Raw genomic sequence first — 26,974 nt, 5'->3', positions numbered from 1 at the left:
TTACGAAGGATTTCTACAGTGTTCGTTGCATGGAAGGGGTGTTCAACCGGGATCGCTCGAATTGACCCACTCTCGGGAGCGTGGCACCACGTCCCGTCCCTGTCGTTCCACGAGCGAGCGCTGTTCCAGCACCTGGTTGTTCAGGCGCAGGCGGCCGTTGATGATGAAGAAGCTGCTCGCCACACTGAGTTGGGTGGTGCTGAGCACAATGTTGCCGCCCAGCCGGGTTGTCGCATCCGAAATGTTCTTGAAGTGCTCGCGGCCGCGCATCTGCACGATGCGCTCGGCAGTGGCCAGGTCCACCTTGGCGACGGCCGCGATGACCTCGCGCGACGCGGTGTTCACGTTCACCTGGGTGGCCGACGTCTGCGGCAGGATGACCACGTAGGGTTCCAGTTGCTTGATGGTCTTCAGGTCCACGCCGAACCAGGCCAACTGGTCGAGGCGTTCGGGCCGGAGCGGCGGGTTGGCCACGCCGGTGTGGGGCGGCGTCGACTCCAGGAACCCCTTGCTGATCTGCTGGGCCACGGTGGCACTGAGGTTCAGGAAACCGCACAGGCGCTGAAACGCGGCCACCTCGTCGACGACGGCTGTGGGCACGTTGTTGGTGACCGTGACCATGTTCGACAGGTTGAAGCGCGATTGCGCGTCGGTGATGTTGCCCGACAGGAACGTGTCGGGCGCGTCGTCGGTGTTGTCCTTGTCGGCCGCCAGGAAGGTGGACAGGCGTGCCTCGGACAGCGGCACGGCCCAGGGTTCCCCCAGGTTGTCCGTCTTGTCCGGGTTGCTCGGCCGCAGGTCTTCCTTCAGGATGATGCGGGTCCAGGCAAGGGCGCCGGTGAGGATCCAGGCTGACTGCTGGCGGGCGCGTTCCGCCGATTCCACCTGCACGGCGCGCCACTGCTGCCACACCATCGACACCGCCAGCGTGGAGATCACCGTGACGATGATCAACGCCATCAGCAGCGCGGCACCGCGCTGCGCGCGGCGGGTGGGGCGGGAGTGGCGGGTCATTTGGGTCCGATCGGGACGTCACGGGTGATGGTGCCGGCCATGCCCTGGTTGCCGCCGAACGTCAGCACGATGCGCACGGCTTCGGGCAATGGCGCGGCCACTTGCTGGGGCACGCCGCTGCCGGCGGGAGCGGCCGGTGCGGTGCCCGCGCTCGATTGCGCGTTGGTCCACGCGTTCGTGCGGTAGAAATACACCTGCCAGTCCGACAGGTCGGGCAGCGTCTTCAATTGTCCGGCTTCGTTGCCGATGAACTGCCGGCTGCCGATCCAGGCGTCCTGCAGCGCACGCACGGTGGTCACCGGCGGGCTGGCCCAGCGGAACCACGCGTTGTCGCGCCGTGCCCAGACCACCAGCTGCAGGCCGCCTTCGGTGCGGCGGGTCAGCGAGACCCGTGCGCCGTCGAACTCGAGGGCTGGCACCACGTTGCCGGTTTCCTGCACGGCGTCGAGGTCCTGTTCCCATTGGGCGAGCACGGTGCTGGCCCTCAGCACCAGGTCCACGCGCGACTGCGTGCTGTTCTTCGCGCGCACGATGCCGTCGACGCCCTGCCAAGACATGATCGCGACGATGGCCATGATGGACATCGCGATCAGCACCTCGATGAGCGTGAATCCGCGGACGGGCCGGTTGAAGGTGTGTGGCATCACAGCCGCCCCAGCACGGTGGACAGCGTGAGCAGTGGCTGCCCCGCCTCGTTGAAGATCTGGGCATCGGCCCGGCGGAAGGACGGGTTCGGCGTGGGGCGCACGACCAGCTTGCCGGTGTAGGTGGCGCCGAACTGTTCGCAGGTGAACTCGGTGTCACCGACCGACGGGAAGCTGGGCGGGGTGGTGATGCGCAAGCCGGTCAGCTGGTTTTCGGCGCACCATTGCGCCGCGGTCACGTCCTGCAGCCGCTGGGCGTTCTGCGTGAGCGAGCCGGCCGCCTTGATGCCGGCGCCGATGGCGATGGCGACGATGCTGAGCGCCACCAGCACTTCGACGAGCGTGAAGCCGCGCGGGCGGGGGGTCACGGTGCCGCCTCGTCATCGACCACGGAGAACGGGGCAAGCCCGTCGGTGGCGAGCGTGAGGCGTTGGTCGTTCAGGCGGAGCACGACACGCTGGCGGTTGATGATGGGTTCGGGCCCGAGCATCAACGCGGGCAGCCCCACGATCTCGGCCGAGACCCCCTGGCCGAGCCACTGGTTGGGCAGTTCGTTGCCCGGCGTCAGGCCCACGAACCGGAATCCTTCGGGGTTGGGGGCCACGGGGCGAGGCTCCCACCGCACCGCGATGCCGGTGGCGCGCGACTGGGCGCGCGCAGCCTCGAGCAGCGAGGCGAGGCGGGCGGCTTCGTTCTCGAGTTGCGTGCTCGACGGGTCGCGGATGGCGAAGGTGGCCAGCCCCGACGCCACGGCGATCAGGGCCACGACCAGCAGCAGCTCGATGAGCGTGAAGCCGCCGGCACGTGCGCGCGGTTTCAATTTATTGCCAGGAGCCGACTTCGGCGTCGTTGCCTTCGCCGCCGACCTGGCCATCGGCTCCGAAACTGTAGACATCGATCTCACCTTTCACGCCGGGGTTGGCGTACTGGTACGGGTGATCCCACGGGTCATTCGGCAGCTTGTCGAGGTAGGGTTTCCAGTTCGGGGGGATCACGCCGGCGGTGGGCTTGGCCACCAGGGCCTTGAGCCCTTGTTCGCCAGACGGGTAGCGCTGGTTGTCGAGCTTGTAGAGCTTCAGCGCCTGCATCAGGTTGTTGACGTCGGTGCGCGCCGCGGTGACGCGGGCACCCGCGGCACGGTCGAGGACGTTGGGCACGATCAGGGCGCCGAGCACGCCGATGATCACGAGCACGACCATCAGTTCGATCAGCGTGAAACCACGCGCGCTGTGGCGTGCAAGCCGCTTGGAAGCGAGGGAAAGGGATTTCATGGTCATTGAATGTGGCTGCCGGTTCAGGCAATGAATGATAATTCTCCCATGCTTGCAAGACTGTCAGCTTTCGTAGTTTGGGCGCTCGTCGCCGGAGCCATCGTGTTCTGGGGCCTGCGGCTGTTCGTGTCATCCACCCCTGCGCCCGGCAACGCCGTCGCGGTGGTCGAGTCCGTCGGCAGTGGCGGCGACCTGTCCCGCCTGTTCGGCGCCGAGGCGGTGGCCGCGGCGGCCGCGCCGCCGCCCGAGAGCACGCGGTTCAAGCTGCTGGGTGTGCTGTCCGAACGTGACGCCGAAGGTTCCACGGGCCCCGGTGTCGCCCTCGTGTCCGTCGACGGCAAGCCGCCGCGCCCCTACCGCGCCGGCGCCCGCGTCGAGGATCAACTCACCCTCCAGTCGGTTGGCGCGAGATCGGCCTCGTTCGGCCCGGCACAGGGGGAAGTGGCATTCACACTGGAAGTGCCACGCATGCCCGAGCCGGCCACAGGCACGCTGAACCCGGTTGATCCCTCGCAGTTGCAGGTGTCTCGCCCACAGCCGCCCGTGGCCCCGCCGCCGGTGCAGCAGGCTCCTGTGGTGCCGCAGCAGGCGCCACCGCCCAATGCCAATCAGCCGGGTGGCCAGCCCAGCGGCCCCATGGGCGCCCCGCCGCCCGGCAACGAAACCCCGTTCCGCCAGCGTGGCGGTCCGGGCGGCCCTGGCGGCGCGAACCAGCGCTGAGCGGCTTGGCCCCCTCGCGGGCTTCAGGCCAGGCGGCTCGGTGCAGCACCGCCGGTCATCTCGGCGGGCAACGACGGCCCCGGGTCTTCCCCTTCGGCCACCTCGGTCAGCAGTGCCGCGGCGCTGCGAACCAGCGGATAGGCCAGGGTGGCGCCAGTGCCGTCCGTGCTTTCCATGCCCAATTCGAGCAGCGCCATCGCCTGGAACAGTGACAGTGCCTGGGTCAGGCCCGGGTGGCTGTGGCTGCGGCAGAACACGCAGTAGTCGGTGACGGTGGGCGCGATGCGCGACGCCACCATCAGCGCGGCGCACGCCGGCATGCCGTCGATCATGATCAGGTGGCGCTTGCTGGCCGCCACGAGCATGACCCCCACCATCATCGCGATCTCGAAACCGCCACAGGCCGCCAGCACCTCCACGGCGTCATTCAACTGGCCGTGCCGGCCTTGCGCCGTCTGCATCACCCTCATCAGCAGCGATTCGGCTTCGGGCGGCATGTGCGGGCCGGGAACCACGAGTTCGCGGATGGGGTCGCCAGACAGGCCCGACAGCACGAGCGCTGCACTTTCGTGGGAACCGATCCCGATGCCGGCGCAGGCCACGACGTTGCCCGGCAAGGCATCGGCGATCTCCATGCCGGCGCGGATGGCCGCGTGCGCCTGGTCGAGCGACATGGCCGCGGTGACCCGGAGGTTGCGCGTGCCGTGGGCGATCTTGCGGGCCATGAGGCGGGGGTGGGGCACCACTGGTTCGGCCACGCCGCAGTCCACCACGTTCAAGGCCATGCCCTGGATGCGAGCGAACACCGACAACGGCAGCTGCGACGTCAGCAGGCTGTGCACGAGCCACGCGGTGGACGGCTGGTTGGCGCTGTTGGCGCAGACGCCGTCGACGGCGAGCCCGTGGTCGGACGCGAACACCGCGAGTTGCGGGGCATCGAAGCGGGGTTTGAGGGTGTTCTGGATCAGCCCGATGCGGATGGCGAGCGGCTCCAGTTCCCCGAGCTTGCCCGTGGTTTCGCTGCGGCGTTTCAGCTTGTCACGCAACGCTTGCTCGAGCAGCGAGTTGGAGGTGGGGCTGATCAGCGATCGGTTGGCGGACATGGGCGGCGAGTCAACAGGTCACGGTCGGGGGGGCGCGAGGGTCTCGCCGCCTGCGTGGATTGTGAGGCCACGCGAACACCGGCGGCAATCGACTCGGACACTACCTGAGAAACAACCGGTACGCCGGGTTGTCGGTTTCATCGACCCAGGGGTAGGCGAGGGTCTTCAGGAACTCGGTGAACGCCTTCTTGTCGCCGCGGGGCACCTGGATGCCCACCAGCGTGCGGCCGTAGTCGGCGCCCTGGTTGCGGTAGTGGAAGAGGCTGATGTTCCAGTCCGGGTGCATGTGCGACAGGAACCGCATCAGCGCCCCCGGGCGTTCCGGGAACACGAAGCGGTACACGCGTTCGTCGCGCGCCAGCTCGCTGCGCCCGCCGACCATGTGCCGCACGTGCTGGTGGGCCATCTCGTCGTCGGTGAGGTCGATGGCGGCAAAACCGTGGCGCGTGAAGCTGCGGGCGAGCTTGGCCGACTCGCTGCGGTTGCGGGTGGTCAGTCCCACGAACACGTGGGCCTGGCGCTCGTCGGAGATGCGGTAGTTGAATTCGGTGACGCTGCGGTCGCCGATCAGTTCGCACAGGCGGCGGAAGCTGCCGCGTTCCTCGGGGATCGTGATGGCAAACAGGGCTTCGCGTTCCTCGCCCACCTCGGCACGTTCTGCCACGAACCGAAGGCGGTCGAAGTTCATGTTCGCGCCACACGTGATCGCGACGAACGTCTTGCCCTTGAGCTTGTGCTGCTCCACGTACTGCTTGATCGCAGCCACGCCCAGCGCGCCGGCGGGCTCGACGATGCAGCGGGTGTCCTCGAACACGTCCTTGATGGCCGCGCAGGCCGCGTCGGTGTCGACCTTGACGAACTCGTCGACGAGCATGCGGGTGAGGCGGAAGGTTTCCTCACCAACGAGCTTCACGGCCGTGCCGTCCGAGAACAGGCCCACGTCGTTCAGTTGCACGCGTTTGCCTGCGGCCACCGAACGGGCCATCGCGTCGGAATCGGTGGTTTGCACACCGATGACCTTGGTCTCGGGACGGATCGACTTGATGTAGGCCGCGACGCCCGAGATCAGGCCACCACCGCCGATGGCGACGAACACGGCATCGATGGGGCCGGGATGCTGGCGCAGCAGCTCCACCGCGACCGTGCCCTGTCCGGCGATGACGTCAGGGTCGTCGAACGGGTGCACGAACGTCAGCCCGCGCGAACGCTCGAGTTCGAGTGCGTGCTGGTAGGCATCGGAATAGCTCTCGCCGTACAGCACCGTCTCGCCGCCGAGCGCCTTGACGGCATCCACCTTCAGCTGCGGCGTGGTGACCGGCATCACGATCACGGACGTGCAGCCGAGGTGGCGCGCGCCGAGGGCCACACCTTGTGCGTGGTTGCCGGCGGAGGCGCAGATCACCCCGCGCTTGAGTTGCGCGGGCGTGAGCTGGCGCATCTTGTTGTAGGCCCCGCGCAACTTGAAGCTGAAGACGGGCTGGGTGTCCTCGCGCTTGAGCCAGACATGGTTGCCGAGCCGTGCCGACAGCTTGTTCGCGCGGTCCAGGGTGGTTTCGCGGGCCACGTCGTAGACCTGCGCGTTGAGGATCTTCTGCAGGTAGTCGGGCAGGCCGAGGGGCTTCGGGGGACGGGGGCGGGCGGTGCCGGCCATGAACGATCTCCTGGGCGAACGATGCGCCGGATGAAGTGAGTCGAAAAAAAGCCCAAGGCATTGCTGCCTTGGGCTGAATCCACCAATGGAGGAGGTGGAGGAGACAATCGGTTGGGTTGGGCGAACACGCCATAACACCAATGATCGTCAGTGTAATACTTGACATGTTGCGTCGCAATAACCCGTTCGAGGGTATTTCGAGGCCTTTCCCGTGGACGTCCGGCTGATGTCGCGCACGTTGCCCACGTTCCGTTTTTACTGATTTTTTCAGACAGGACATTTCATGGAATGCACCATCAACTGGCTGGCCGCGAGCGGCATGGGCTTTGTCGCCGAAACCGGCAGCGGTCACGTGCTGATGATGGACGGCGCGCCTGACGGCGGCGGCCGCAACCTGGCCCCACGCCCCATGGAAACGGTGCTGGCGGGCACCGGCGGTTGCACCGCCTATGACGTGGTGTTGATCCTCAAGCGCGGGCGGCACGACGTGAGCGGCTGCCAGGTGAAGGTCACGTCCGAGCGGGCGCCGGTGGATCCGAAGGTCTTCACGAAGATCCACATGCACTTCACGGTGACCGGCAAGAACCTGCCCGAAACGGCCGTGCAGCGAGCGATCCAGATGTCCCACGAGAAGTACTGCTCCGCCAGCATCATGCTTGGCAAGACCGCCGAGATCACCACCAGCTTCGACCTGGTGGCGGCCTGAAGGCTCAGATGCGGTGGGCCGTGGTGGTCATCACCTTGGACGCCGCACGCATCAGCCATTGCGCCACCTTCGGCAGCGGCACACCGCCGGCCTGCTCTGCCTGGTCGGCGTGACGGGCCTCGTCTTCCTTCATCCGCAAGACGATGGCGCGTGACGCGTGGTCGCCTTCGGGCAGCCGTTCGAGGTGGCCTGCGAGGTGGGCCTCGACCTGCCGCTCGGTCTCTACGACAAACCCGAGGCTCAACCGGGAGCTGGTTCGCCCGGCCACCCAGCCGATGCCGAACGAACCGAGGTACCACAGCGGGTTCAGCAGGCTCGGGCGGTCTCCCAGCTGGACCAGGCGGTCGCGCGTCCAGGCGAGGTGGTCGGTTTCTTCGCGCCCGGCGGCCTCGAAGCGGGCCCGCGCGACCGCGTCGCGCGCCGTGAGGGCCTGGGCGTTGTAAAGCGCCTGCGCGCACACCTCGCCGACGTGGTTCACCCGCATCAGGGCGCCGGACAGGCGCCGGTCGGCGTCCGGCAGGTCGGGGATGGCCAGCGGCGCCGCGGGTGACGGCACCGCCGCCGGACCGGCACCGGCGAGCGTGCGCAACGCGTTGTCGGCCGCCACGAGCCAGGCATCCAGCGAGGACAGCGGGGCGCGATTGGATTCGAAAGTGTTCATGACCCCCGAGGATACCCGCAGTGGATTGCGCGTAAACCCTCGTTTTCTGCGCGCAAACGGGCCAAACAGCACGCCAATAGGCGTAAATGCTCGTTGCTGCGAGGCAACACCGGCTTGGCATTCGTTAATGCACTCTGGTGCAATAACGTAACTTCCGCTGAGGAGTTCGGCCCGATCGGTTTGTACGTGCCGGAGCTTGATCGGGACCTCTTGTTCAAAACTCATGGAGATAGTCGCAATGAAAAAATCCCTTCTCGCCCTTGTGATTCTCGGCGCGTTCGCTGGCGCTGCTTCGGCCCAGTCGTCGGTGACGATCTTTGGCAAGATTGACCAGGCAGCCCTCAAGCGCATCGGATTCAACGACAAGCAGATTGGGGACACGGCTGGCAGCCGCATTGCTTTCCGCGGGTCCGAGGACCTGGGCAGCGGCATGGCGGCGTTCTTTGCGTTCGAGCACCGGTTCCTTCCCGACACGGGCGGGAACGGTTCGGGCGTCCAGCCCACCGCGGCCGTCACGTCCCGCTTCTGGGAAGGTTTTTCGTTCGTCGGCTTGCGCACGCCGTTTGGCGCGATGTCGCTGGGTCGCCAGTACACCTCGTCCTTCCTGACCGTCCAGAACCAGGTGGATGTCTTCGCGGGAGAAACCACCGCTGCGCTGCGCGACATCGGCATGGGCAACAGCACGGTTTTTGCGATCAACGGTGTCGGTCAGGTTCGCGTTGCCGATTCGGTCAAGTACGCTGCGGCATTCTCCGGCGTGACCCTGTCGGCGGACGTGGCCGAAACGCCTGCCGGGAGCCCCGATCGCCCGTACAGCGTCGCGGGCAGCTACACCGGCGGCCCGGTCTGGGTCGGTGCTTCATTCGAGAACCCGGCTGGTGCCGAGGACCGGCTGGCCAACCTGGGCGCCCGTTTCACGTTCGGCCAGTTCACCTTGTCGGCCGGCATGGGCAACGGCAAGAACAACGCCAGCGTGAAACTCAAGTCCTTCCTGGTGGGTGCGAACATCGCCGTGGGCACGGGCGACATCAAGGTCGGCTACGCAAGCCTCAAGTTGGGATCGACCGACGTCAACAAGCGCTTCGGGCTCGGCTATCACCACAACCTGTCGAAGCGCACGAAGCTGTACGTGGACTACGCTCATGACAGCAAGGGCTTCTCGGGCGCGTTGCCCGTCATTCCGCAAACCGCCATCCTGCGTACCGAGAAGAAGGGCTACGACCTCGGCATCCAGCACAACTTCTGATCCCCAGCTGGCCTCGCGGCCAGCCAGGCATCCGTGCTGCAAAGGCCGCCCTCGGGCGGCCTTTGCGCTGGCGCCCCTATCATTGCGCCGATGTTGGCCTTCCTGATCCGCCGCCTGCTGCAAGGTGCCGTCGTGCTGCTGGCGGTGGCCTTCCTCGCTTTCCTTCTTTTCCAGCACGTGGGCGACCCCGTGACGCAGATGCTTGGGCAGGAGGCCTCTCCCGCGCAACGTGAGGCGTTGCGGGCTGACCTGGGCCTGGACCGTCCGGTACCCGTCCAGTTCGCCCGTTTCGTGGGCCATGCGCTGCGCGGAGAGTTCGGTATCAGCCTTCGGCAGGCGCGGCCCGTCGCCACGCTGTTCGCCGAACGCCTGCCGGCCACTCTGGAGCTGGCGCTGGTGGCCGCGGTGCTGGCTGTCCTGCTCGGCGTACCCCTCGGCGTCTACGTGGCGTTGCGCCGAACCACTTGGGCGGCGAAGGTGCTGATGGGTGTTTCACTCCTCGGTGTGTCGTTGCCCACGTTCCTGATCGGCATCCTGCTGATCCTGTGCTTTTCGGTGCTGCTCCCCTGGCTGCCGGCGTTCGGCCGCGGGGAAGTGGTCGATGTGGGCGGATGGACCACCGGGTTGCTCACGGCCGACGGTTGGCGGCATGTGCTGCTGCCCGCCGTGACGCTCGCACTGTTCCAGTTCGCACTCATCCTGCGCCTGGTCCGTGCGGAGATGCTCGAAGTCATGCGCGCCGACTTCATTCGCTTCGCCCGCGCACGCGGGTTGCCTGACCGCGTCGTCTACCTGGGGCACGCGTTGCGCAACACGCTCGTGCCGGTGGTCACGGTGGTCGGCCTCCAACTCGGGTCGTTGATCGCCTTTTCGATCGTCACGGAAACGGTGTTCCAGTGGCCGGGCATGGGCCAACTCTTCATCCAGGCGGTGATGTTTGCCGACATCCCCGTGATGGCGGCGTACCTGTGCCTGATGGCCCTGGTCTTCGTGCTCATCAATGCGGGAGTCGACCTGCTGTATGTGGTGATCGATCCGCGGTTGCGCACGGGGCGAGGCGTGGCATGAGGGCGGCGACCTTGCGCAGCGCCTGGCAGAGCGACGCTGCGCATGCCTTGCGTGCATCACCGGCCTTTGTCCTGGCAGCGCTGGTGTTGCTGGTGTTGCTGCTTGCTGCGTCGACGGCCGACCTGCTGGCGCCCTACCACCCCTTCGAGCTGGCCACGCTCGACCTGCTCGACGCCCGGTTGCCCCCGGCCTGGCTCGATGGTGGTTCACGGGCACATTGGTTCGGCACGGACGGCCAGGGGCGCGACGTCCTGTCGGCGCTGATGTTCGGGCTGCGGATCTCGCTGTTCGTGGGGCTGGTGTCCGTGGCCGTGTCGCTGCTGATCGGTGTGACGCTCGGGCTGGTGGCCGGCTACGTGGGCGGTTGGGTCGATGCCGTGATCATGCGCGTCTGCGACGTCATGCTGTCCTTCCCGCCCATCCTCGTGGCCCTGCTGATCGACGGCGTCGGCCGGGTGCTGATTCCCGACGGCCACGACACACTGGCCGTGGCGGTGCTGGTGCTCGCGATCTCGTTGACGGGCTGGGTGCAGTACGCACGCACGGTTCGCGGTTCGACGATGGTCGAGCGCCAGAAGGACTACGTCCAGTCGGCGCGATTGATCGGGGTCTCCGGACTGCGGATCATGCGCCGCCATGTGTTGCCCAACGTGATGGGCCCGGTGATGGTGCTGGCCACGCTGCAGGTCGGCACGGCCATCCTGATCGAGGCCACGTTGTCGTTCCTCGGGGTCGGGGTGCCGGCCACGTCGCCGTCGCTGGGCACCCTGATCCGGATCGGCAACGAGCTGATGCTGTCAGGTGACTGGTGGATCGCGCTGTTCCCGGGGGCCGTGCTCGTGCTCACGGCCGTGTCCATCAACCTGCTGGGCGATGGCCTGCGCGACGCGTTGAATCCGAGGCTCAGATGACGGGCCCGCTGCTGGAGGTGCATGACCTGCGTGTGGTGTTTCCCACCCGAGCCGGCCCGCTGGTGGCGCTGGACGGCGTGTCGTTCGACATCGCGAGGGGCGAGATTCTCGGCGTCGTGGGTGAGTCGGGGGCGGGCAAGTCGCTCACCGGCGCGGCCGTCGCGGGCCTGCTGGACCCGCCGGGGCGCATCGCGTCCGGCGAGATCCGCTTCGGTGGCCGCCGCATCGACAACCTCGGTCCCGATGCCATGCGGCGCTTGCGGGGGCGGCACATCGCCACCATCTTCCAGGACCCGCTGACCGCGTTGAACCCGCTGTACACCGTGGGACGGCAACTCGTCGAAACCTTGCAGACCCACTTCCCGCAGAGCACTGCCCAGGCCAGGCGCCGAGCCGCCGAACTGTTGGCGGAGACCGGCATCCCGGGCGCCGCCGCGCGCCTCGACGATTACCCGCACCAATTTTCGGGAGGCATGCGCCAGCGGGTCGTCATCGCACTGGCGCTGGCCGGCGAACCCGAACTGGTGATTGCCGACGAACCCACCACGGCACTCGATGTGTCGGTCCAGGCCCAGATCATGGATCTGCTGAAACGCCTCAGCCGGGACCGTGGCCTGTCGGTCCTGCTGGTCACGCACGACATGGGTGTGGTGGCAGAGGTGTGTGACCGCGTCGCGGTCATGTATGCCGGCCGCGTGGCCGAGATCGGTCTGGTCGGCGACGTGACACGTGCGCCGGCCCATCCCTACACGGCGGGACTGATGGGCGCCATCCCGAGCATGACGATCGACCGCGAACGCCTGTTGCAGATCGACGGTTCGATGCCGCGGCTGGACGCGATCCCTCCAGGCTGCGCGTTCCACCCGCGGTGTCCGCGCGCGTTCGCGCTGTGTGGACACGATCGCCCGGAACTGATGCCTGCCGGCGCGTCACGGGCGGCCTGCTGGTTGCACCGCGAGGGGGGCGCATGAGCGGCGAGCCGCTGGTCGTGGCGTCCGGCCTCGAGAAACGCTTTGCCCAGCCCGGGTCGTGGCTCCAGCGGACGCTCGGGCTCGCCCCGCGCCGGTACCTCCAGGCCGTGGACGGGGTGTCGCTGTCCATCGAACGGGGGCGCACCCTCGGGCTCGTCGGCGAATCCGGCTGTGGCAAGACGACCGTGGGCCGGATGATGGTGGGCCTCCAGACGCCCAGCGCCGGGGAGGTGCGGTTCGATGGGGCGCTGCTTGGGCCGGCCCACCGCCGCCACGTCCAGATGGTGTTCCAGGACCCGTATGCGAGCTTGAATCCACGTTGGACCGTGGGCGACATCGTCGGGGAGCCCCTGCTGGAGCTGGGGCTCGTCCCGGCGCCCGGGGCGCGCGCGGAGCGTGTGGCCGAGCTGCTGGTGTCGGTGGGATTGTCACCCGCGGACCGCACGAAGTTTCCCCATCAGTTCTCTGGAGGGCAGCGCCAACGCATCTCGATCGCGCGCGCGATCTCGACGGCGCCAGCATTCCTCGTGTGCGATGAGCCCACGTCGGCGCTGGACGTGTCGGTGCAGGCCCAGGTGCTGAACCTCATGAAGGACCTGCAGCAAGCCCGCGGGATGAGCTACCTGTTCATCTCGCACAACCTTGCGGTGGTGCGTCACGTCAGCGACGACGTGGGCGTGATGTACTTCGGGCGGGTGGTCGAGCGTGCGTCGAAGGCCGAGCTGTTCGCGCATCCGCGCCACCCGTACACGAAGCTGTTGATCGACGCGATCCCCGGGGCGGCCCAGCGTGGCCGGCGGCACCTCGCCGTGCAGGGTGAAGCACCCGATCCATTGGATCCGCCGTCGGGTTGTGCCTTCCATCCGCGCTGTCCGCTGGCCAACGCACGGTGCCGCCAGGAGCGGCCGGTGTTGTTCGACACCGGTCGCGCGCAGGTGGCCTGCCATGCGGTGGAAGAGGGGCGGGGCTGAGAGACTGAGCCGCCTGAAGGGTTCGATCAGCGCGCTGGCAGCAGACGCTCGCCCTTGAACAGGTCTGCCGGCTGTTCGCGTTCGCGAACCAGCCATGCCTCGTCACCCGACACCAGCACTTCGGCCGCTCGCCCGCGTGTGTTGTAGTTGCTGGCCATGCTCATGCCGTACGCGCCGGCCGACAGCACGGCGATGTGGTCGCCGGCATGCACTGCCAGGTCGCGGTCGCGGCCCAGCCAGTCGCCCGATTCGCACACTGGGCCCACCACGTCCATCCGCGTGGGCGGTTCGTCGCGGCGGGTGCAGGCCACGATGCCCATCCAGGCCTCGTACATCGCCGGGCGTGCCAGGTCGTTCATGGCTGCATCGACGATGCAGAAGTTCTTCTGTTCGCCCGGTTTCAGGTAGAGCACCTCGCTCACCAGCACGCCCGCATTGCCCACCAGCGAGCGGCCCGGTTCGAACACCACCTTGCGGTGACCGTGCCCGCGGGCATCGATGCGTTGCAGCAGCAGCTTCACGAGCACTTCGGCCGACGGCGGCACTTCGTCGGTGTACGTGATGCCCAGCCCGCCGCCGAGGTCGAGGTGGTGGATCGGGATGCCTGCCGCCTCCACCGCTTCCACCAGGTCGAGCACCCGGTCGAGTGCGTCGAGGTAGGGCGTGGTGTCGGTGATCTGCGAGCCGATGTGGCAATCGATGCCGGCCACCGCAAGGCCAGGCAAGGCGGCCGCGCGGCGGTACGTGGCCACGGCACGCTCGTGTGCGATGCCGAACTTGTTGCCCTTCAGCCCGGTGGAGATGTAGGGGTGGGTGCCGGCGTCCACGTCCGGATTCACCCGCAGGCTGACCGTGGCCGTGCGGCCCGCCTGCACGGCCACCTCGGACAACAGTTCGAGTTCGGCCTCGCTTTCGACGTTGAAACACATCACGCCCACCTGCAACGCGTGGGCCATCTCGGCGCGGGTCTTGCCGATGCCGGAGAAAACGACCTTGGCAGGATCCCCGCCAGCGGCGATCACCCGGTGGAGTTCACCGGACGACACGATGTCGAACCCGCACCCCGCCTGTGCGAAGACCTGCAGCACCGCCAGGTTGGAGTTGGCCTTGACGGCGTAGCAGACGAGGTGGTCGCGGCCGACCAGCGCGCGCTGATAGGCGGCCACCGCGTCCAGCATGGCCGTCTTCGAGTAGGCGTACAGCGGGGTCCCGAAGCGTTGGGCCAGTGCGCTGACCGATTGGCCTTCGAGGGACAGGTCGTCGCCGCGGTAGGCGACGTGGGGAGAGCCGGGCAGGTTCATGGGAGGTCAGGGCGCCGTGGCGGACGCGGCGGGAGCAGGGGAGGGCGCGATGGCCGGGGAGTCGGTGGGCGACAGTTGGGGCGGCGCCGCTGGCGACGTCACCGGGCGGGGGGGCGGCCGTTGAAGCGACTGGCCCTCTGACAAGGTCAGCGGGCCTTTCTGGCCACACCCGGCCGTGAGGGCCAGCGTTGCCGCGAGCAAAGGGCCCACTGCAAACGCCACGAAGAGTCGGCCCGGTACACTGGAAAACTGATGCAACATGCCACGAATTCTACCGGCCCCATGACAGTCGATCTCGTTCCCACACCACTCACCGACCCCGAATTCCACGCGCTGGCGGGCGCCGTGCTGGCGTCGGTCGAAACCACCGTCGACCAGTGGCTCCAGGACGACGTGGTCGACATCGACAGCCACCGCACCGGCGGACTGCTGGAGCTGAAGCTGCCCAACGGCAGCCACCTGATTCTCAACACGCAGCCGCCACTGCACGAACTGTGGCTTGCCGCCCGGTCCGGCGGCTTTCACTACAAGTACGTGGGCGGGCGCTGGGTGGACCGCACCGGACGCGAGCTGTTCGAGGCCCTGTCGGCCTGCGCCAGCGAGCAGGCCGGCATCGCGCTCCGGTTCGAAGCACCACGCTGAGGGACTGGGCCCCCCAGGGTCAAGGAAACTTGGGGCGGCCCGGCGTTTCCTTGAGAGAGCCCCCAGGGTCGGGCTGCGCCCGACCCACTCCGGTCAGTTCTTGAAGAGGTCGAGGATGCCCTTTTTCTCGTCCTCGCTCGGTGCGGTGGGCAGCTTGTCGTCGAGACCCAGGCTGCTGACGCCGCCCCCGTGGGTGTACTCGTCGTAGTACCACTCGCCGCCGAGGTTCGCCAGCCCGGACGGTGCCGAGGGCTCCTCCACCGGCACGCCCTTGAGCGTGGAACTCATGTAGTCGATCCACACCGGCAGGGCGAGGCCACCGCCGGTTTCGCGAGCGCCCAGCTTGCGCGGGGTGTCGTAGCCGATCCACACGGCCGCCACCACGGTGCGCTGGTAACCGACGAACCAGGCGTCGAGCGAATCATTGGTGGTGCCGGTCTTCCCGTAGATGTCCGGGCGTTTCAGCGTGCCCTGGGCGCGGGCCGCGGTGCCGGAGCGGGTGACCTCCTGCAGCAGGCTCGTCATCACGAACGCGTTGCGTGCATCGATCGCGCGGGCCGATTCGTCGAGTGCCTGCGGCCGGGCCTCGGTCAGCACCTTGCCCTTGGAGTCGGTCACCTTGCTGATCAGGTACGGGTTCAGGCGGTACCCGCCGTTGGCGAACACCCCATACGCCGAGGCCATCTGCAGCGGCGTGACCGAACCGGCCCCGAGTGCCATCGTCAGGTACGCGGGGTGCTTGTCGGCCTCGAATCCGAACCGGGTGATCCATTCCTGTGCGTAGGCGGGCTGGATGGACTGAAGGATCCGGATCGAGATCATGTTCTTCGATTTGGCCAGCCCACGCCGCATCGACATGGGGCCGTCGAACGTGCCGTCGTAGTTCTTGGGTTCCCACGGCTGGCTGCCGGTGGTGCCCGCATTGAAGAACAACGGCGCGTCGTTGATCACGGTGGCGGGGGTGAAGCCCTTTTCGAGCGAGGCCGAGTAGATGAAAGGCTTGAAACTCGAGCCCGGTTGGCGCCACGCCTGCGTGACGTGGTTGAACTTGTTCTTGGCGTAGTCGAACCCGCCCACCATGGCCCGGATGGCACCGTTGCGGGGGTCGAGTGCCACAAAGGCACCTTCGACTTCCGGCAGCTGCGTGATGGACCAGTCGCCTTTGGCGTTTTTCACGAGCCGGATCACGGCGCCGACGCGGATGCGGGTCTTTGGGCTGGCCTTGTCCGACAGGCCTGACGTGGCCGGCTTGAGGCCTTCACCGGTCACGGTCACCGATTCGCCGTTCTGCAGCATGGCGATCACCTTGCGCGGGCTCACCTCGAGGGCCACCCCCGCGCGGAGTTCGTCGTTGTCCGGGTGGTCCACCAGCGCCTCGGCCACGCGTGCGTCGATCTCCTTCGAGTTGGAAGGCAGGTCGATGTAGGCCTCCGGGCCACGGTACACCTGCCGGCGTTCGTAGTCGAGCACGCCCTTGCGAAGCGCGCGGTAGGCCACGCCTTGTTCGCCGGACTGGATCGTCAGGTAGACATTCAGGCCCCGGCTGTACGCGTCGTCGCCGTATTGCGTGTAGAGCATCTGCCGCGCTGCTTCGGCGACGAACTCGGCGTGCACCGGCACCTCGGTGGGCGGGCGGTAGCGCATGGGCTGGTTGCGAGCTGCGTCATGCTCTTCCCGGGTGATGAATCCGTTCTCGAGCATCCGGTCGATGATGTACAGCTGCCGGATCGTGGCGCGCCGGGGATTGTTGACCGGGTTGTAGTTCGACGGCGCCTTGGGCAGGCCGGCGAGCATCGCGGCCTCGGCCACGGTGATCGACTGCAGGGGCTTGCCGAAGTAGATCTCGCTGGCGGCCGCGAACCCGTAGGCCCGCTGGCCCAGGAAGATCTGGTTCATGTAGACCTCGAGGATCTGGTCCTTGGTCAACTGGGTCTCGATCTTGAGGGCCAGCAGCACCTCGTAGATCTTCCGGGTGAAGGTCTTCTCGGTCGACAGGTAGAAGTTGCGGGCCACCTGCATCGTGATGGTTGACGCGCCCTGGCTGCGGGCGTCGCTCAAGTGCGCCAGGCCGGCACGCAGCACGCCCTTGTAGTCCACGCCGCTGTGTTCATAGAAGCGGGCGTCCTCGATCGCCAGCACGGCATCCTTCATCACCTTCGGCACCTGGCCGATGGGCGTGAAGTTGCGGCGCTCCTCGCCGAACTCGCTCAGCAGCACGCCATCGGCCGAGTAAATGCGCATGGGCAGCTTGGGGCGATAGTCCAGCAACCCGCTGATCTGCGGGAGGTGGGGGTACGCGACGGCCAGCGCCACCCCGCCCAGCAGCAGCACGGCAAACACCATGGCCGCCACCGAAGTAGCGCACCAAAGGGCAGCTTTTCCGACCCAACGGAGCCAGTGGGGCGCCCGAGAATGGGCGGGGCGGGGGGAAGACGTTGCTTTGTTCTCGGTCGCGCGGGTGGAATCGCTCATGAAGCTCCAACGAAAGTCGGCGTGATTATAAGAACGGCGTCAGGGGCGGCAGGCGCAGAGTGTGAACTGCTTAACAGGCTGTGACCGCAGGCCGTCCGGGACAACCCCAACCCGCTTCGCGCAGGACCCCGATGTGACATTTTTTGACCGGTTATTTCGTCTGAGATTTGCAACGGCCGCGAGATGCAAGAAAAGGAAATTTCTTTGTTGCACAAAGGGTTTACTGCTAGCATTGAAGTAACTTCTTAACAATCCAGCGCTGTTTTTTGCGCCCTGGGAGATGGCCTCGTGAGCTTCCTAGACATGTTGTTAGGCCGCAAGCACCCGGCCATGATCGGGCTGGACATCAGCTCTTCCAGCGTCAAGCTGGTCGAGCTCGGCCAGACCGCATCCGGCGACTATGTGCTTGAACGTTTTGCCGCCGAAAGCTTTGAAAAAGGCTGGATCACCGACGGCCAGATCGAAAAATTCGACGAAGTCGCCGAAGCGGTTCGCCGCGTGGTGATCAAGAGTGGCACCAAGGCGAAGCAGGTCGTGCTGGCCATGCCGCAGTCAGCCGTGATCACCAAAAAGATCATGCTGCCCGCCGGCCTGCGCGAAGAGGAACTCGAGCTCCAGGTCGAGTCCGAAGCGAACCAGTACATTCCGTTTTCGCTGGATGAGGTCAGTCTCGACTTTTCCGTGATCGGCCCCAGCCCCACGTCCGTTGGTGACGTCGAGGTGCTCATCGCCGCGTCCCGCAAGGATCGTGTGCAGGACCGCCAAGGTCTCGCCGAAGCCGCCGGCCTGAAGCCGGTGGTGCTTGACATCGAATCGCACGCGTCGCGCCTGGCGATGGGCCGGCTCATCGAGGCCCTGCCCAACGAAGGCAAGGACGCACTGGTTGCGCTGTTCGAGATTGGCGCAGACACCACCAGCCTCAAGGTCCTTCGCGACGACGAGATGCTGTACGACCGGGACCAGGCCTTTGGCGGCGCCCAGCTGACGCAGCTGATCTCCCGCCAGTACGGCTTCTCGTTCGAGGAAGCGGAGCAGAAGAAGCTGTCCGCCGAGCTTCCGGAAGACTACGAATCGTCCATTCTGGCGCCGTTCGTCGACAGCCTGTCGCAGGAAATCGGCCGGGCGTTGCAGTACTTCTTCACCAGCACGCCGCACCACAAGGTCCACTACGTGATGCTCGCGGGTGGCACGGCCACGCTGCCGGGCCTCAAGGACCGCGTCACCGAACTGACCGGCTTCGCGTCGATGGTGGTCAATCCGTTCGAAAGCATGAAGCTCGGGTCCGCCGTGCGTGAAAGCAAGCTGCGCCGAGAGGCGCCTTCCTACCTGACTGCGTGTGGCTTGGCGATGCGGAGGTTCCTGCAGTGATCCTGATCAACCTGCTCCCGCATCGGGAGGAAAAGCGCAAGCGGCGCAAGGCGGCCTTTTTCCTGGGCCTGGGCCTGGCGGCTGCCGTGGGGGTCGCGGTCGCCGCCATGTGGTACCTCGTGCTGCAGCAGATGACGTCGAACCAGCAGGAGCGCAACCAGTTCCTGATCGCCGAGATCCAGAAGCTCGAGTTGCAGATCAAGGACGTCGCCACGCTGCGTGCCGAGATCGACCGCCTCAAGGCCCGTCAAAAGGCCGTCGAGGATCTGCAGACCGACCGCAACATCCCGGTGCACGTGCTGAACGAACTCGTCAAGCACACGCCGGAAGGCGTGTACTACACCACCGTCAAGCAAGACGGCCAGGTGCTGACGCTGACGGGCATCGCGCAAACCAACGAGCGGGTCTCCGAACTGCTGCGCAACACCAGCAACAACAGCGAGTGGCTCACCCGCCCCGAGCTTGTCGAAATCAAGGCCGCCACCCCGCAGGCCACGGCCCGCGACCAGCGCCGCCTGTTCGACTTCTCGATGCGTGTGAGCGTCAAGCGCCCGCAGGTCGAAGGCCCCGCGGGTGCGGCCTCGCAGCCAGGCGCCGCCGCGAGCGCGCCGGTGAACCCTGTCAAGCAGCCCTGAACACCGAGACGCCATGGCAACGCTAGCGAAATCCGCCAACATCGATCTGAACTCGGTCTTCGGCGCTGCAGCCTCGCAGTTCCGGGGCCTCAATCCCAACGAGCCGGGCCAGTGGCCGCTGCTGCCCAAGTTCGCCGCCTGGGTGGTCGTGGCTGTCCTGATCGTCGGCCTCAGCTGGTTCGCCGTGCTGTCGAGCGCCGATGAGGCGCTCGAAGCCGAACGCGCCCGCGAGCCCACGCTGAAACAGGACTACCGCAGCAAGCTGACGCAGGCGGTGAATTTGGAAGAGCTGCGCAAGCAGAAGCTCCAGGTCGAGGAATACGTGACCCAGCTCGAGAAGCAGCTGCCGGGCAAGGCCGAAATGGACGCCCTGCTGTCCGACATCAACCAGGCAGGCCTGGGCCGGGGCCTGCAGTTCGAACTGTTCCGCCCGGGTCAGGTGCTCGTGAAGGACTACTACGCGGAACTGCCCATCGCCCTCAAGGTGTCGGGTCGGTACCACGACATCGGCTCGTTCACGGCCGACGTCTCCAATCTCTCGCGCATCGTCACGTTGCACAACGTGACCATCAGTGTGCCGAAGGACACCAAGGATTCGGGCGGAGCCCTGACCATGGAAGCCACCGCACGCACGTACCGTTACCTCGACGCCGATGAGGTGATGGAGCAAAAGAAGGCTGCCGACAAGGCGAAGCAGGGAGCCAAGAAATGACGATGTCGTCGTCGCGTACCTCGCGAGCCCTGCTGCTCGCGGCCCTGCTGCCGATGGTGCTGGCGGGCTGCGGAGACGCCCAGGACGAACTCTCGCAATGGATGGAGCAGCAGCGCCGGGAGGTCAAGCCCAACGTGACGCCTCTGTCGCCGCCGCGGAAATTCGATCCCCAGCCTTACCTCGCCGCGAACGCGGTCGAGCCCTTCAGCAGCCAGAAGCTGGCGGTGGCGATCAAGCAGGAGGCCCGGCAGCAGAACTCGCTGCTGGCGGCCGAAGTGAACCGCCGGCGAGAACCGCTGGAGGCATACCCCATCGACAGCATGAACATGGTGGGCAGCGTCACGAAACAAGCACGCCCACAAGCGTTGCTGCGGGTTGACAAGTTGCTCTACCAGGTCAAGGTCGGTGACTACATCGGCCAGAACTACGGAAAGATCCGGTCGATCACCGAAACGGAAGTGACCTACCGAGAGATCGTGCAGGACGCAGCAGGCGAATGGACCGAGCGCATCAGCTCCCTCCAGCTTCAGGAGAATGCGCGATGAAGAACATGCAGGAGAATCAAATGATGATTAAGTGGCGGGCGCGCGCAGTCGCCATCGCGTTGTTCTTCGGCACGTCCGTGTCGGCGTGGGCGCAAAACACCATCCAGTCGATCAATGGCGCGTCGCAAGGCGGTTCCGATGTGATTCGCATCGAACTGTCGGAGCCGTTGACCGCCGTTCCGGCGGGGTTCACCGTGCAGACGCCTCCTCGCATCGCGCTCGACTTGCCGGGCGTCACCAATGCCATCGGCAAGTCCACGGTCGACATCAACCAAGGCAACGTCCGCGGCGTGAGCATCGCGCAAGGCGGTGAGCGCACGCGCCTGGTGGTCAGCCTGAAACAGGCGGCCAACTACCGTGCGCAGATCCAGGGCAAGGTGCTGATCGTCACGATCGACAATGGTCCTGCACCGTCCGGTGCGAACGCCAGCGTGGCGGCTTCCAATGCCGAGCCGGTCCGTTTCGCCGAGAACCTGAACCAGTCGCAGGTGTCGCTGAAGAACATCGACTTCCGCCGCGGTCAGGATGGCGCCGGCCGGGTCGTGGTCGACCTCCCGAACAACCAGGTCGGTGTCGACATCCGTCAGCAAGGGCAGACCCTCGTCGTCGAATTCCTGCGCTCCACGCTGCCGGAAAGCCTGCGCCGCCGCTTCGATGTGACCGACTTCGGCACGCCGGTGAACGCCGTGTCGGCTTTCCAGAGCGGTGACCGTGTGCGCCTGGTGGTCGAGCCGCGCGGCAACTGGGAGCACAGCGCATACCAGACCGACAACCAGTTCGTGCTCGAAGTTCGCACGCAGAAGGTTGACCCGAACAAGCTGGTGCAAGGCCCGGGCTACACCGGTGAAAAGCTCTCGCTGAACTTCCAGAACATCGAAGTCCGCGCCTTGCTGCAGGTCATCGCCGACTTCACAAACTTCAACGTCGTGACGAGTGACACCGTCACCGGCAACGTGACGCTGCGCCTCAAGGACGTCCCTTGGGACCAAGCGCTCGACATCATCCTGCAGGCCAAGGGCCTCGGGCTCCGCAAGTCCGGCAACGTGATCCTGATCGCGCCGAAGGATGAGCTCGCGGCCAAGGAGAAGGTCGATCTCGAGGCCAAAGCCCAGATTGCGAGCCTCGAGCCGGTTCGCACCCAGTCGTTCCAGCTCAACTACACCAAGGCCGAAGAGGTGGCCAAGGGTCTGACGGGTCAATCGAGCGGCGGCGCAGGCAGCGGCACCAAGATCATCACCGCGCGAGGCAGCGTGATCTTCGAAAGCCGCACGAACCAGCTCTTCGTCACGGACATCCCGGCGAAGCTCGAGGAAATCCAGGCCCTGATCGCCAAGATCGACATCCCCGTGCGCCAAGTGCTGATCGAAGCCCGCATTGTTGAGGCGGTGGACACGTTCGGTCGTTCGCTGGGCGTGAAGTTGGGCGCCACCGACAATCGACTGGCGCGAGGCGGTGTGCCCGGCTACAACGTGGGTGGTGACAACCGGGTCACCATGTCCGGCAACATCAACGCGGTTGGTGGTTACACCGGACAGGTCAAGCTCGACGAAATTGATTACACCGATACCCAGTTCGTCCAACTGCCCGCCAACGGTTTCAACGACTACAGCGCCTCGTCGTTCGCGCTGTCGCTGTTCAGTGCTGCCGCAGGCCGCTACCTGAACCTGGAGTTGTCGGCGCTCGAGGCCGACGGCAAGGGCCGCATCGTCTCCAGCCCGCGTGTCATCACCGCCGACCAGGTGAAGGCACTGATCGAGCAAGGCGAAGAACTGCCGTACCAGATCGCCACGTCCAGCGGTGCCACCGCGCTGCAGTTCCGCAAGGCCAACCTGAAGCTGGAAGTGATTCCTCAGATCACGCCTGAAGGCAACGTGATCCTGGACGTCGATGTCAACAAGGACAGCGTCGGCCGCATCACGGCCGCCGGCCTTGCGATCAACACCAAACATGTTCGCACGCAGGTTTTGGTCGAGAACGGTGGCACGGTGGTGATCGGCGGCATCTTCACGCAGGAAGAGCGTGACGACGTCACGAAGGTCCCATTCCTCGGGGACATTCCCTACCTGGGCGCATTGTTCCGCACCAAGACGCGCAACACCAGCAAGACCGAACTGCTGATCTTCATCACGCCGAAGGTGGTGAACGATCGCTCGTCGGCCGCTCGCTGATCTCTTGCAGCGCAGGCGATACTCCGGCTCGAAACAAACGAACATTCAGATTGCACAGGTGATTCAATGAAACTGACGCGCTATGTCCGCATGCCACTCCTGTTGGCCAGCCTTGCCGTCCTGGCTTCTTGCGGCGGTGGTGGTGAAGACGAAGCTGGGGCCGATGTGGTCTTCAGCATTTCTCCGGCCGAAGTCACGCAGAATTGGACGACGGCCGCCTGCGGTGCCGTGGATAACGTCGCCACGGTGTATGTCTATGGTGGTGCAGCGCCGTACCAGCTGAACAACACCTTTCCCGATGTGATGAAGGTGGACAAGTCCACGGTCCCCAAGAACGGCAGCTTCACTGTGTCGCTTCTCGGCGGCTGTTTCTCTCCTGGCATCGTCACCGTGGTTGATGCGCTCGGGCGCACGATCAATCTGACTGTCAACAGCAAGGGCACCTGATCCCCGGGCAGCCATTCTTGCGGTCGAGCGGACCGCTTGGCTCTTCATGGGGGGCATCTCCCCAGCGTTCATCGACCGTGTCTCACGCAAGAAACATCGCACTGGTCGGCCTTCCTGGCGGTGGCAAGTCCACCGTCGGTCGCCACCTGGCGAAGCGGTTGCGTCGAACGTTCGTCGACAGTGACACGGTGATCGAACAGCGCATCGCGCGTTCGATTCGCAGCTTCTTCGAGCAAGAGGGAGAGGCCGCCTTCCGGGACATCGAGTCCCAGGTGATCGCCGAGTTGAGCGTGCCGCGCGGCCTCGTGCTGGCCACTGGCGGCGGGGCCACCCTCCGCGAAGCCAATCGCCTCGTGCTGCATGCCGAGTGCCACGTGATCTACCTCCGCTCCACGCCGGAGGAGCTCTATCGCCGACTGCGCCACGACACCCAGCGCCCCCTGCTGCAAGTGCGCGACCCGCTGGCGCGGTTGCGCGAGATGCATTCGGAACGTGATCCGCTCTACCAGTCGGTCGCCCACTTCGTCATCGACACCGGTCGTCCGTCGGTGCCAGCGCTCGTCAACATGCTCATGATGCAGCTCGAACTGATGGGCATCGTGGGTGCGGACGAGATGGCTTCTGCCCCCACGGAACCAACCCCACCGCCCGCGGGATGAAACGAGCGGCCCGCTAAACTCCGTGGCATGAACGACATTTTCCCCGACGTGGTCGGCATCGACCTCGGTGACCGGCGATACGACATCCTGATTGGTGCAGGCCTTCTCGACAGTAGCTCGGCCTTCGCCGACTTGCCCAAGGCCGCGACCGCCGTCATCGTCACGAACCGCACCGTAGCGCCCTTGTACGCGGCCCGCCTCCAGCAACGCCTGACGGCCACCTACAGCGCGGTCGTCACCATCGAACTGGAAGACGGCGAGGCGCATAAGGACTGGGCGTCCCTCAACGCCATTTTCGATCGTCTTCTCGGCGCGGGCCTCGATCGGAAGACCGTGTTGTTCGCCCTGGGCGGTGGTGTCGTGGGTGACATCACCGGTTTTGCTGCCGCCAGCTACATGCGGGGGGTGCCGTTCGTGCAAGTGCCCACCACGCTGCTTGCCCAGGTGGACTCCTCGGTGGGAGGCAAGACGGCCATCAACCACCCGCTGGGCAAGAACATGATCGGGGCCTTCTACCAGCCTCAGCGGGTGATCGCCGACCTCGACACGCTGGACACATTGCCCGACCGCGAGTTGGCGGCGGGCCTGGCCGAAGTCATCAAGTACGGCCCCATCGCCGACGATGTCTTCCTGACCTGGATCGAAGACAACCTCGACGCGCTGTGGGCGCGCGACAAGAAGGCCCTGGCCTACGCGGTCAAACGTTCCTGCGAAATCAAGGCGTGGGTGGTGGGCCAGGACGAGCGGGAGTCTGGCTTGCGCGCCATCCTGAACTTCGGCCACACCTTCGGCCACGCGATCGAAGCGGGCATGGGATATGGCGCCTGGTTGCACGGCGAGGGCGTGGGGTGCGGCATGGTCATGGCGGCCGACCTGTCCTGCCGGTTGGGCTTGATCGACCGCGCTTATGTCGATCGCCTGACACGCTTGATCGAACGCGCGCGGCTGCCTGTGAGGGGTCCTGCGCTCGGCGCGGACCGTTACCTCGAGTTCATGCGCGTGGACAAGAAGGCCGAGGGCGGAGAGATCCGCTTTGTCGTGATCGACCAACCCGGCCAGGCCTCGGTGCGGCCGGCACCGGATGCCGTGGTCCGTGACGTGCTGGCCGCGCACACCGGCTGACGGCTACGCACACCGGCCCGAAGCGATGCTGCAGCCGTACGCCTGCGCTCCCGAGCAATCGCGGGGCCGCCGCCATGCGGAGGCCCCGGCGCCCACGCGCAGCGACTTCCAGCGGGACCGGGATCGCATCGTCCACAGCACGGCGTTCCGGCGTCTGGTCTACAAGACCCAGGTGTTCCTGAACCATGAGGGCGACCTGTTCCGTACCCGGCTGACCCATTCCCTGGAAGTGGCTCAGCTCGGGCGCTCGATCGCGCGCACGCTGGGACTGAACGAAGACCTGGTCGAAGCGATCGCGCTTGCGCACGATCTTGGGCACACGCCGTTCGGACATGCGGGCCAGGACGCCCTGAACGAGTGCCTCCTGGCTGCCGCGCCGGAATCCGGGGGCTTCGAGCACAACCTCCAGAGCCTGCGGGTCGTCGACAGCCTGGAAGAACGTTACCCCGACCATGACGGCCTGAACCTCTGTTTCGAGACCCGCGAGGGCATCCTCAAGCACTGTTCGGCGGCCAACGCGCGGCGCCTGGAGGCGCGAGAGCCCGGTGGCGTGGGGCATCGCTTCCTCGCGCGGCAACAGCCGAGTCTCGAAGCCCAGTTGTGCAACCTGGCTGACGAGATCGCCTACAACGCCCACGACGTGGACGACGGCGTGCGCTCCGGCCTGCTGTCGCTCGAGCAGGTGGAGGAGGTGCCGCTGTTCCGGCGCTTCCTGCGGGAGGCGCTGGCGCAGCATCCGGGTCTAAAGGGGCGGCGGTTGCTGTTCGAGTCGATCAGGCGCATGTTGTCAGAGCAGGTGTACGACGTGTTGCGCACCACGGGGCAGGCATTGGCGATCGCTGCGCCCCGGGACGTCGACGACGTCCGGCGGGGTCGCCCGCTGGTGTCGTTCTCCGCCGAGATGGCCGAGGAAGGCGTGGCCCTGAAACGGTTTCTGCGCGACAACCTGTACCGCCATCCGCAAGTGGCCGACACCACGGGGCGTGCGAAGGACGTGATCCGCGAACTGTTCGCCGCGTACCAGGTCGAACCGCCCGCATCGCTTGCCCCCGGAGGCGACCTGCCGCGCGCGTTGGCCGACTACATCGCCGGCATGACGGACCGCTTCGCGCTGCGCGAACACGAGCGCCTGACCGGGCGCCGCCTGTTCGACTGACGGCGGGCGAGCATGGCCCGGCTTCCGCGACTGAGCGTCGGTGGGGTGCCGCACCTGCTGGTGCAGCGCAGCCACCACCAGCAGGCCGTATTCGTGGACGACTCCGACCGTACCCTCTTTCGCAACCTTCTGGGCGAGGCTGCGCGCGCGGAAGGTGTCGCGCTGCATGCCTATGGGTTGCTCGACGGCGAGGTGAGGCTGCTTGCCACGCCAGCCACGGCAGAGGCGCTCGGGCGGATGATGCAGTCGCTCGGGCGTCGGTACGGCGGTGCGTTCAATCGCCGCCATGCCCGTACCGGCGGACTGTGGGAAGGGCGGTTCCGCGCGACCGTGATCGAGCCGGAACGCCATTTGCTTGAAGCGATGTGCTACGTCGAGGACGAGGCGAACTGGGCGGGAGGTGCCGCAGTGGCCGACGCGGAAGCCGCGTCGAGCCGAGGGCATCACCTCGGCCGGCGTCAAGACTCGCTGGTCGCCGACCATCCGGTGTTCTGGGCGCTCGGCAACACGCCGTTCGATCGGGAGGCAGCGTACCGCGCATTGCTGTCGGCCGGGCTGCCGGCGCGCCAGCGCGCGGTGCTGGAGGAAGGGGTCCACAAGGGGTGGCCGCTCGGGTCGCCGCGGTTCATCGAAAGCCTGGCGGGACAGACAACCCGGCGCCTCGTGCCGCTGAAACGAGGCCGCCCACCGAAATCGTCGGGCAGCGCTTGATATGTCCCCAATTAATTGCGCAGCAGAATCGTCAACATTTAATTGGTGACAGACCCCAATTGTTTGCGTTGTCTTGAGGGGTTCGCTGCAGTATCCTCG

The 26,974-nt window shown here is 66.3% G+C and carries 29 protein-coding genes; 18 read left to right on the top strand and 11 right to left on the bottom strand.

Annotation, left to right across the window (positions count from 1 at the left end):
- Window positions 1-42 precede the first annotated feature (42 nt).
- From gspK to gspG, 5 genes are read right to left on the bottom strand one after another with little or no spacing between them, the layout of a single operon-like run.
- Window positions 43-1,014, bottom strand: coding sequence for a type II secretion system minor pseudopilin GspK (gene gspK / locus ASC87_RS02715; RefSeq protein ID WP_056656266.1), 972 nt, complete (start codon window positions 1,012-1,014; stop codon window positions 43-45).
- Window positions 1,011-1,658, bottom strand: coding sequence for a prepilin-type N-terminal cleavage/methylation domain-containing protein (locus tag ASC87_RS02710; RefSeq protein ID WP_056656263.1), 648 nt, complete (start codon window positions 1,656-1,658; stop codon window positions 1,011-1,013). The genes gspK and ASC87_RS02710 overlap by 4 nt, the downstream gene beginning before the upstream one ends.
- The gene (gene gspI, locus ASC87_RS02705; protein ID WP_056656260.1) at window positions 1,658-2,026 is read right to left on the bottom strand and encodes a type II secretion system minor pseudopilin GspI; all 369 of its coding nucleotides are present in this window, start codon (window positions 2,024-2,026) and stop codon (window positions 1,658-1,660) included. The genes ASC87_RS02710 and gspI overlap by 1 nt, the downstream gene beginning before the upstream one ends.
- The gene (locus ASC87_RS02700) at window positions 2,023-2,478 is read right to left on the bottom strand and encodes a Tfp pilus assembly protein FimT/FimU (protein ID WP_056656255.1); all 456 of its coding nucleotides are present in this window, start codon (window positions 2,476-2,478) and stop codon (window positions 2,023-2,025) included. Before ASC87_RS02700 ends, gspI begins: the two co-directional genes overlap by 4 nt.
- Before the next feature lies 1 nt (window position 2,479).
- A complete protein-coding gene (gspG, locus tag ASC87_RS02695; protein ID WP_056656425.1) occupies window positions 2,480-2,929 on the bottom strand; it encodes a type II secretion system major pseudopilin GspG in 450 nt (149 codons plus the stop codon).
- 48 nt (window positions 2,930-2,977) lie between these two features.
- Here gspG and ASC87_RS31510 point away from each other — a divergent pair, with 48 nt between their 5' ends.
- Window positions 2,978-3,649: a hypothetical protein gene (locus ASC87_RS31510; protein ID WP_157603795.1), complete on the top strand. Its 672-nt coding sequence runs from the start codon at window positions 2,978-2,980 to the stop codon at window positions 3,647-3,649.
- Between the two features lie 23 nt (window positions 3,650-3,672).
- On the opposite strand, the gene ASC87_RS02685 is transcribed toward ASC87_RS31510, so the two are convergent.
- Both ASC87_RS02685 and ilvA read right to left on the bottom strand, forming a co-directional pair.
- Window positions 3,673-4,752, bottom strand: a complete 1,080-nt coding sequence (locus ASC87_RS02685; protein WP_056656249.1) for a nicotinate-nucleotide--dimethylbenzimidazole phosphoribosyltransferase — start codon at window positions 4,750-4,752, stop codon at window positions 3,673-3,675.
- A gap of 100 nt (window positions 4,753-4,852) precedes the next feature.
- Window positions 4,853-6,403: a threonine ammonia-lyase, biosynthetic gene (gene ilvA / locus ASC87_RS02680; protein WP_056656246.1), complete on the bottom strand. Its 1,551-nt coding sequence runs from the start codon at window positions 6,401-6,403 to the stop codon at window positions 4,853-4,855.
- A gap of 283 nt (window positions 6,404-6,686) precedes the next feature.
- Here ilvA and ASC87_RS02675 point away from each other — a divergent pair, with 283 nt between their 5' ends.
- The gene (locus tag ASC87_RS02675) at window positions 6,687-7,109 is read left to right on the top strand and encodes an OsmC family protein (protein WP_056656243.1); all 423 of its coding nucleotides are present in this window, start codon (window positions 6,687-6,689) and stop codon (window positions 7,107-7,109) included.
- Window positions 7,110-7,113: 4 nt separating this feature from the next.
- Here ASC87_RS02675 and coq7 read toward each other — a convergent pair whose 3' ends face one another.
- Window positions 7,114-7,731, bottom strand: coding sequence for a 2-polyprenyl-3-methyl-6-methoxy-1,4-benzoquinone monooxygenase (coq7, locus tag ASC87_RS02670; RefSeq protein WP_056656422.1), 618 nt, complete (start codon window positions 7,729-7,731; stop codon window positions 7,114-7,116).
- Window positions 7,732-8,008: 277 nt separating this feature from the next.
- On the opposite strand from coq7, the gene ASC87_RS02665 reads away from it, so the two are divergent.
- From ASC87_RS02665 to ASC87_RS02645, 5 genes are all read left to right on the top strand, one after another.
- Window positions 8,009-9,016, top strand: a complete 1,008-nt coding sequence (locus ASC87_RS02665) for a porin (RefSeq protein ID WP_162255123.1) — start codon at window positions 8,009-8,011, stop codon at window positions 9,014-9,016.
- Window positions 9,017-9,106: 90 nt separating this feature from the next.
- Window positions 9,107-10,084, top strand: coding sequence for an ABC transporter permease (locus tag ASC87_RS02660; protein ID WP_056656235.1), 978 nt, complete (start codon window positions 9,107-9,109; stop codon window positions 10,082-10,084).
- Window positions 10,081-10,995, top strand: a complete 915-nt coding sequence (locus tag ASC87_RS02655; protein WP_056656233.1) for an ABC transporter permease — start codon at window positions 10,081-10,083, stop codon at window positions 10,993-10,995. Before ASC87_RS02660 ends, ASC87_RS02655 begins: the two co-directional genes overlap by 4 nt.
- Entirely contained in the window at window positions 10,992-11,966 is a 975-nt protein-coding gene (locus ASC87_RS02650; protein WP_056656230.1) for an ABC transporter ATP-binding protein, read from the top strand. The genes ASC87_RS02655 and ASC87_RS02650 overlap by 4 nt, the downstream gene beginning before the upstream one ends.
- Window positions 11,963-12,937 carry an ABC transporter ATP-binding protein gene (locus ASC87_RS02645; RefSeq protein WP_056656227.1) on the top strand — a complete coding sequence of 325 codons (975 nt, stop codon included), beginning with the start codon at window positions 11,963-11,965 and terminating at the stop codon, window positions 12,935-12,937. The genes ASC87_RS02650 and ASC87_RS02645 overlap by 4 nt, the downstream gene beginning before the upstream one ends.
- A 26-nt stretch (window positions 12,938-12,963) precedes the next feature.
- Here the strand turns inward: ASC87_RS02645 and lysA are convergent, their stop codons facing one another.
- Together lysA and ASC87_RS32980 are read right to left on the bottom strand one after the other, a co-directional pair.
- Window positions 12,964-14,238, bottom strand: coding sequence for a diaminopimelate decarboxylase (gene lysA / locus ASC87_RS02640; protein WP_056656224.1), 1,275 nt, complete (start codon window positions 14,236-14,238; stop codon window positions 12,964-12,966).
- 6 nt (window positions 14,239-14,244) lie between these two features.
- The gene (locus ASC87_RS32980; protein WP_235582021.1) at window positions 14,245-14,499 is read right to left on the bottom strand and encodes a lipoprotein; all 255 of its coding nucleotides are present in this window, start codon (window positions 14,497-14,499) and stop codon (window positions 14,245-14,247) included.
- Window positions 14,500-14,520: 21 nt separating this feature from the next.
- Between ASC87_RS32980 and cyaY the strand changes: the two genes are divergently transcribed.
- Window positions 14,521-14,880 carry an iron donor protein CyaY gene (cyaY, locus tag ASC87_RS02635; protein WP_056656221.1) on the top strand — a complete coding sequence of 120 codons (360 nt, stop codon included), beginning with the start codon at window positions 14,521-14,523 and terminating at the stop codon, window positions 14,878-14,880.
- Window positions 14,881-14,973: 93 nt separating this feature from the next.
- Here the strand turns inward: cyaY and ASC87_RS02630 are convergent, their stop codons facing one another.
- Window positions 14,974-17,352, bottom strand: a complete 2,379-nt coding sequence (locus ASC87_RS02630; RefSeq protein ID WP_056656219.1) for a penicillin-binding protein 1A — start codon at window positions 17,350-17,352, stop codon at window positions 14,974-14,976.
- A gap of 303 nt (window positions 17,353-17,655) precedes the next feature.
- Here ASC87_RS02630 and ASC87_RS02625 point away from each other — a divergent pair, with 303 nt between their 5' ends.
- The 10 genes from ASC87_RS02625 (at window position 17,656) to ASC87_RS02580 (ending at window position 26,875) form a co-directional block, all read left to right on the top strand.
- Entirely contained in the window at window positions 17,656-18,720 is a 1,065-nt protein-coding gene (locus tag ASC87_RS02625; RefSeq protein WP_056656215.1) for a pilus assembly protein PilM, read from the top strand.
- A complete protein-coding gene (locus ASC87_RS02620) occupies window positions 18,717-19,355 on the top strand; it encodes a PilN domain-containing protein (protein WP_056656211.1) in 639 nt (212 codons plus the stop codon). Before ASC87_RS02625 ends, ASC87_RS02620 begins: the two co-directional genes overlap by 4 nt.
- 13 nt (window positions 19,356-19,368) lie before the next feature.
- A complete protein-coding gene (locus tag ASC87_RS02615) occupies window positions 19,369-20,067 on the top strand; it encodes a type 4a pilus biogenesis protein PilO (protein WP_056656209.1) in 699 nt (232 codons plus the stop codon).
- Entirely contained in the window at window positions 20,064-20,612 is a 549-nt protein-coding gene (locus ASC87_RS02610) for a pilus assembly protein PilP (RefSeq protein WP_082568335.1), read from the top strand. Before ASC87_RS02615 ends, ASC87_RS02610 begins: the two co-directional genes overlap by 4 nt.
- A gap of 23 nt (window positions 20,613-20,635) precedes the next feature.
- Window positions 20,636-22,780, top strand: a complete 2,145-nt coding sequence (gene pilQ / locus ASC87_RS02605) for a type IV pilus secretin PilQ (RefSeq protein ID WP_235582031.1) — start codon at window positions 20,636-20,638, stop codon at window positions 22,778-22,780.
- Window positions 22,781-22,846: 66 nt separating this feature from the next.
- On the top strand, window positions 22,847-23,227 hold the full coding sequence (locus tag ASC87_RS02600; RefSeq protein WP_056656202.1) for a hypothetical protein: 381 nt from the start codon (window positions 22,847-22,849) through the stop codon (window positions 23,225-23,227).
- Between the two features lie 77 nt (window positions 23,228-23,304).
- Complete coding sequence (locus tag ASC87_RS02595) at window positions 23,305-23,886, top strand: shikimate kinase (RefSeq protein ID WP_235582019.1); 582 nt, start codon at window positions 23,305-23,307, stop codon at window positions 23,884-23,886.
- A 27-nt stretch (window positions 23,887-23,913) separates the two neighbouring features.
- A complete protein-coding gene (aroB, locus tag ASC87_RS02590; protein ID WP_056656198.1) occupies window positions 23,914-25,008 on the top strand; it encodes a 3-dehydroquinate synthase in 1,095 nt (364 codons plus the stop codon).
- A gap of 25 nt (window positions 25,009-25,033) precedes the next feature.
- Window positions 25,034-26,164 (top strand): deoxyguanosinetriphosphate triphosphohydrolase, encoded by a 1,131-nt coding sequence (locus tag ASC87_RS02585; RefSeq protein ID WP_056656412.1) that lies wholly within the window; start codon window positions 25,034-25,036, stop codon window positions 26,162-26,164.
- Between the two features lie 12 nt (window positions 26,165-26,176).
- On the top strand, window positions 26,177-26,875 hold the full coding sequence (locus ASC87_RS02580; protein ID WP_056656197.1) for a transposase: 699 nt from the start codon (window positions 26,177-26,179) through the stop codon (window positions 26,873-26,875).
- Window positions 26,876-26,974 lie beyond the last annotated feature (99 nt).

Source organism: Rhizobacter sp. Root1221, from assembly GCF_001425785.1.
In the GTDB taxonomy this organism is placed as follows: Bacteria; Pseudomonadota; Gammaproteobacteria; order Burkholderiales; family Burkholderiaceae_C; genus Rhizobacter.
The sequence above is the reverse complement of the archived record's forward strand: the minus strand, read 5'-3'. Positions and strand labels throughout refer to the sequence as shown.

Bases quoted from the DNA above. Each gene is read 5' to 3' on its own strand.
- gspK (WP_056656266.1), bottom strand. From the start codon at position 1,014: ATGACCCGCCACTCCCGCCCCACCCGCCGCGCGCAGCGCGGTGCCGCG.
- ASC87_RS02710 (WP_056656263.1), bottom strand. From the start codon at position 1,658: ATGCCACACACCTTCAACCGGCCCGTCCGCGGATTCACGCTCATCGAG.
- gspG (WP_056656425.1), bottom strand. From the start codon at position 2,929: ATGAAATCCCTTTCCCTCGCTTCCAAGCGGCTTGCACGCCACAGCGCG.
- ASC87_RS31510 (WP_157603795.1), top strand. From the start codon at position 2,978: ATGCTTGCAAGACTGTCAGCTTTCGTAGTTTGGGCGCTCGTCGCCGGA.
- ASC87_RS02685 (WP_056656249.1), bottom strand. From the start codon at position 4,752: ATGTCCGCCAACCGATCGCTGATCAGCCCCACCTCCAACTCGCTGCTC.
- ilvA (WP_056656246.1), bottom strand. From the start codon at position 6,403: ATGGCCGGCACCGCCCGCCCCCGTCCCCCGAAGCCCCTCGGCCTGCCC.
- ASC87_RS02675 (WP_056656243.1), top strand. From the start codon at position 6,687: ATGGAATGCACCATCAACTGGCTGGCCGCGAGCGGCATGGGCTTTGTC.
- ASC87_RS02665 (WP_162255123.1), top strand. From the start codon at position 8,009: ATGAAAAAATCCCTTCTCGCCCTTGTGATTCTCGGCGCGTTCGCTGGC.
- ASC87_RS02660 (WP_056656235.1), top strand. From the start codon at position 9,107: ATGTTGGCCTTCCTGATCCGCCGCCTGCTGCAAGGTGCCGTCGTGCTG.
- ASC87_RS02655 (WP_056656233.1), top strand. From the start codon at position 10,081: ATGAGGGCGGCGACCTTGCGCAGCGCCTGGCAGAGCGACGCTGCGCAT.
- ASC87_RS02650 (WP_056656230.1), top strand. From the start codon at position 10,992: ATGACGGGCCCGCTGCTGGAGGTGCATGACCTGCGTGTGGTGTTTCCC.
- ASC87_RS02645 (WP_056656227.1), top strand. From the start codon at position 11,963: ATGAGCGGCGAGCCGCTGGTCGTGGCGTCCGGCCTCGAGAAACGCTTT.
- lysA (WP_056656224.1), bottom strand. From the start codon at position 14,238: ATGAACCTGCCCGGCTCTCCCCACGTCGCCTACCGCGGCGACGACCTG.
- ASC87_RS32980 (WP_235582021.1), bottom strand. From the start codon at position 14,499: ATGTTGCATCAGTTTTCCAGTGTACCGGGCCGACTCTTCGTGGCGTTT.
- cyaY (WP_056656221.1), top strand. From the start codon at position 14,521: ATGACAGTCGATCTCGTTCCCACACCACTCACCGACCCCGAATTCCAC.
- ASC87_RS02630 (WP_056656219.1), bottom strand. From the start codon at position 17,352: ATGAGCGATTCCACCCGCGCGACCGAGAACAAAGCAACGTCTTCCCCC.
- ASC87_RS02625 (WP_056656215.1), top strand. From the start codon at position 17,656: ATGTTGTTAGGCCGCAAGCACCCGGCCATGATCGGGCTGGACATCAGC.
- ASC87_RS02615 (WP_056656209.1), top strand. From the start codon at position 19,369: ATGGCAACGCTAGCGAAATCCGCCAACATCGATCTGAACTCGGTCTTC.
- ASC87_RS02610 (WP_082568335.1), top strand. From the start codon at position 20,064: ATGACGATGTCGTCGTCGCGTACCTCGCGAGCCCTGCTGCTCGCGGCC.
- pilQ (WP_235582031.1), top strand. From the start codon at position 20,636: ATGATTAAGTGGCGGGCGCGCGCAGTCGCCATCGCGTTGTTCTTCGGC.
- ASC87_RS02600 (WP_056656202.1), top strand. From the start codon at position 22,847: ATGAAACTGACGCGCTATGTCCGCATGCCACTCCTGTTGGCCAGCCTT.
- aroB (WP_056656198.1), top strand. From the start codon at position 23,914: ATGAACGACATTTTCCCCGACGTGGTCGGCATCGACCTCGGTGACCGG.
- ASC87_RS02585 (WP_056656412.1), top strand. From the start codon at position 25,034: ATGCTGCAGCCGTACGCCTGCGCTCCCGAGCAATCGCGGGGCCGCCGC.
- ASC87_RS02580 (WP_056656197.1), top strand. From the start codon at position 26,177: ATGGCCCGGCTTCCGCGACTGAGCGTCGGTGGGGTGCCGCACCTGCTG.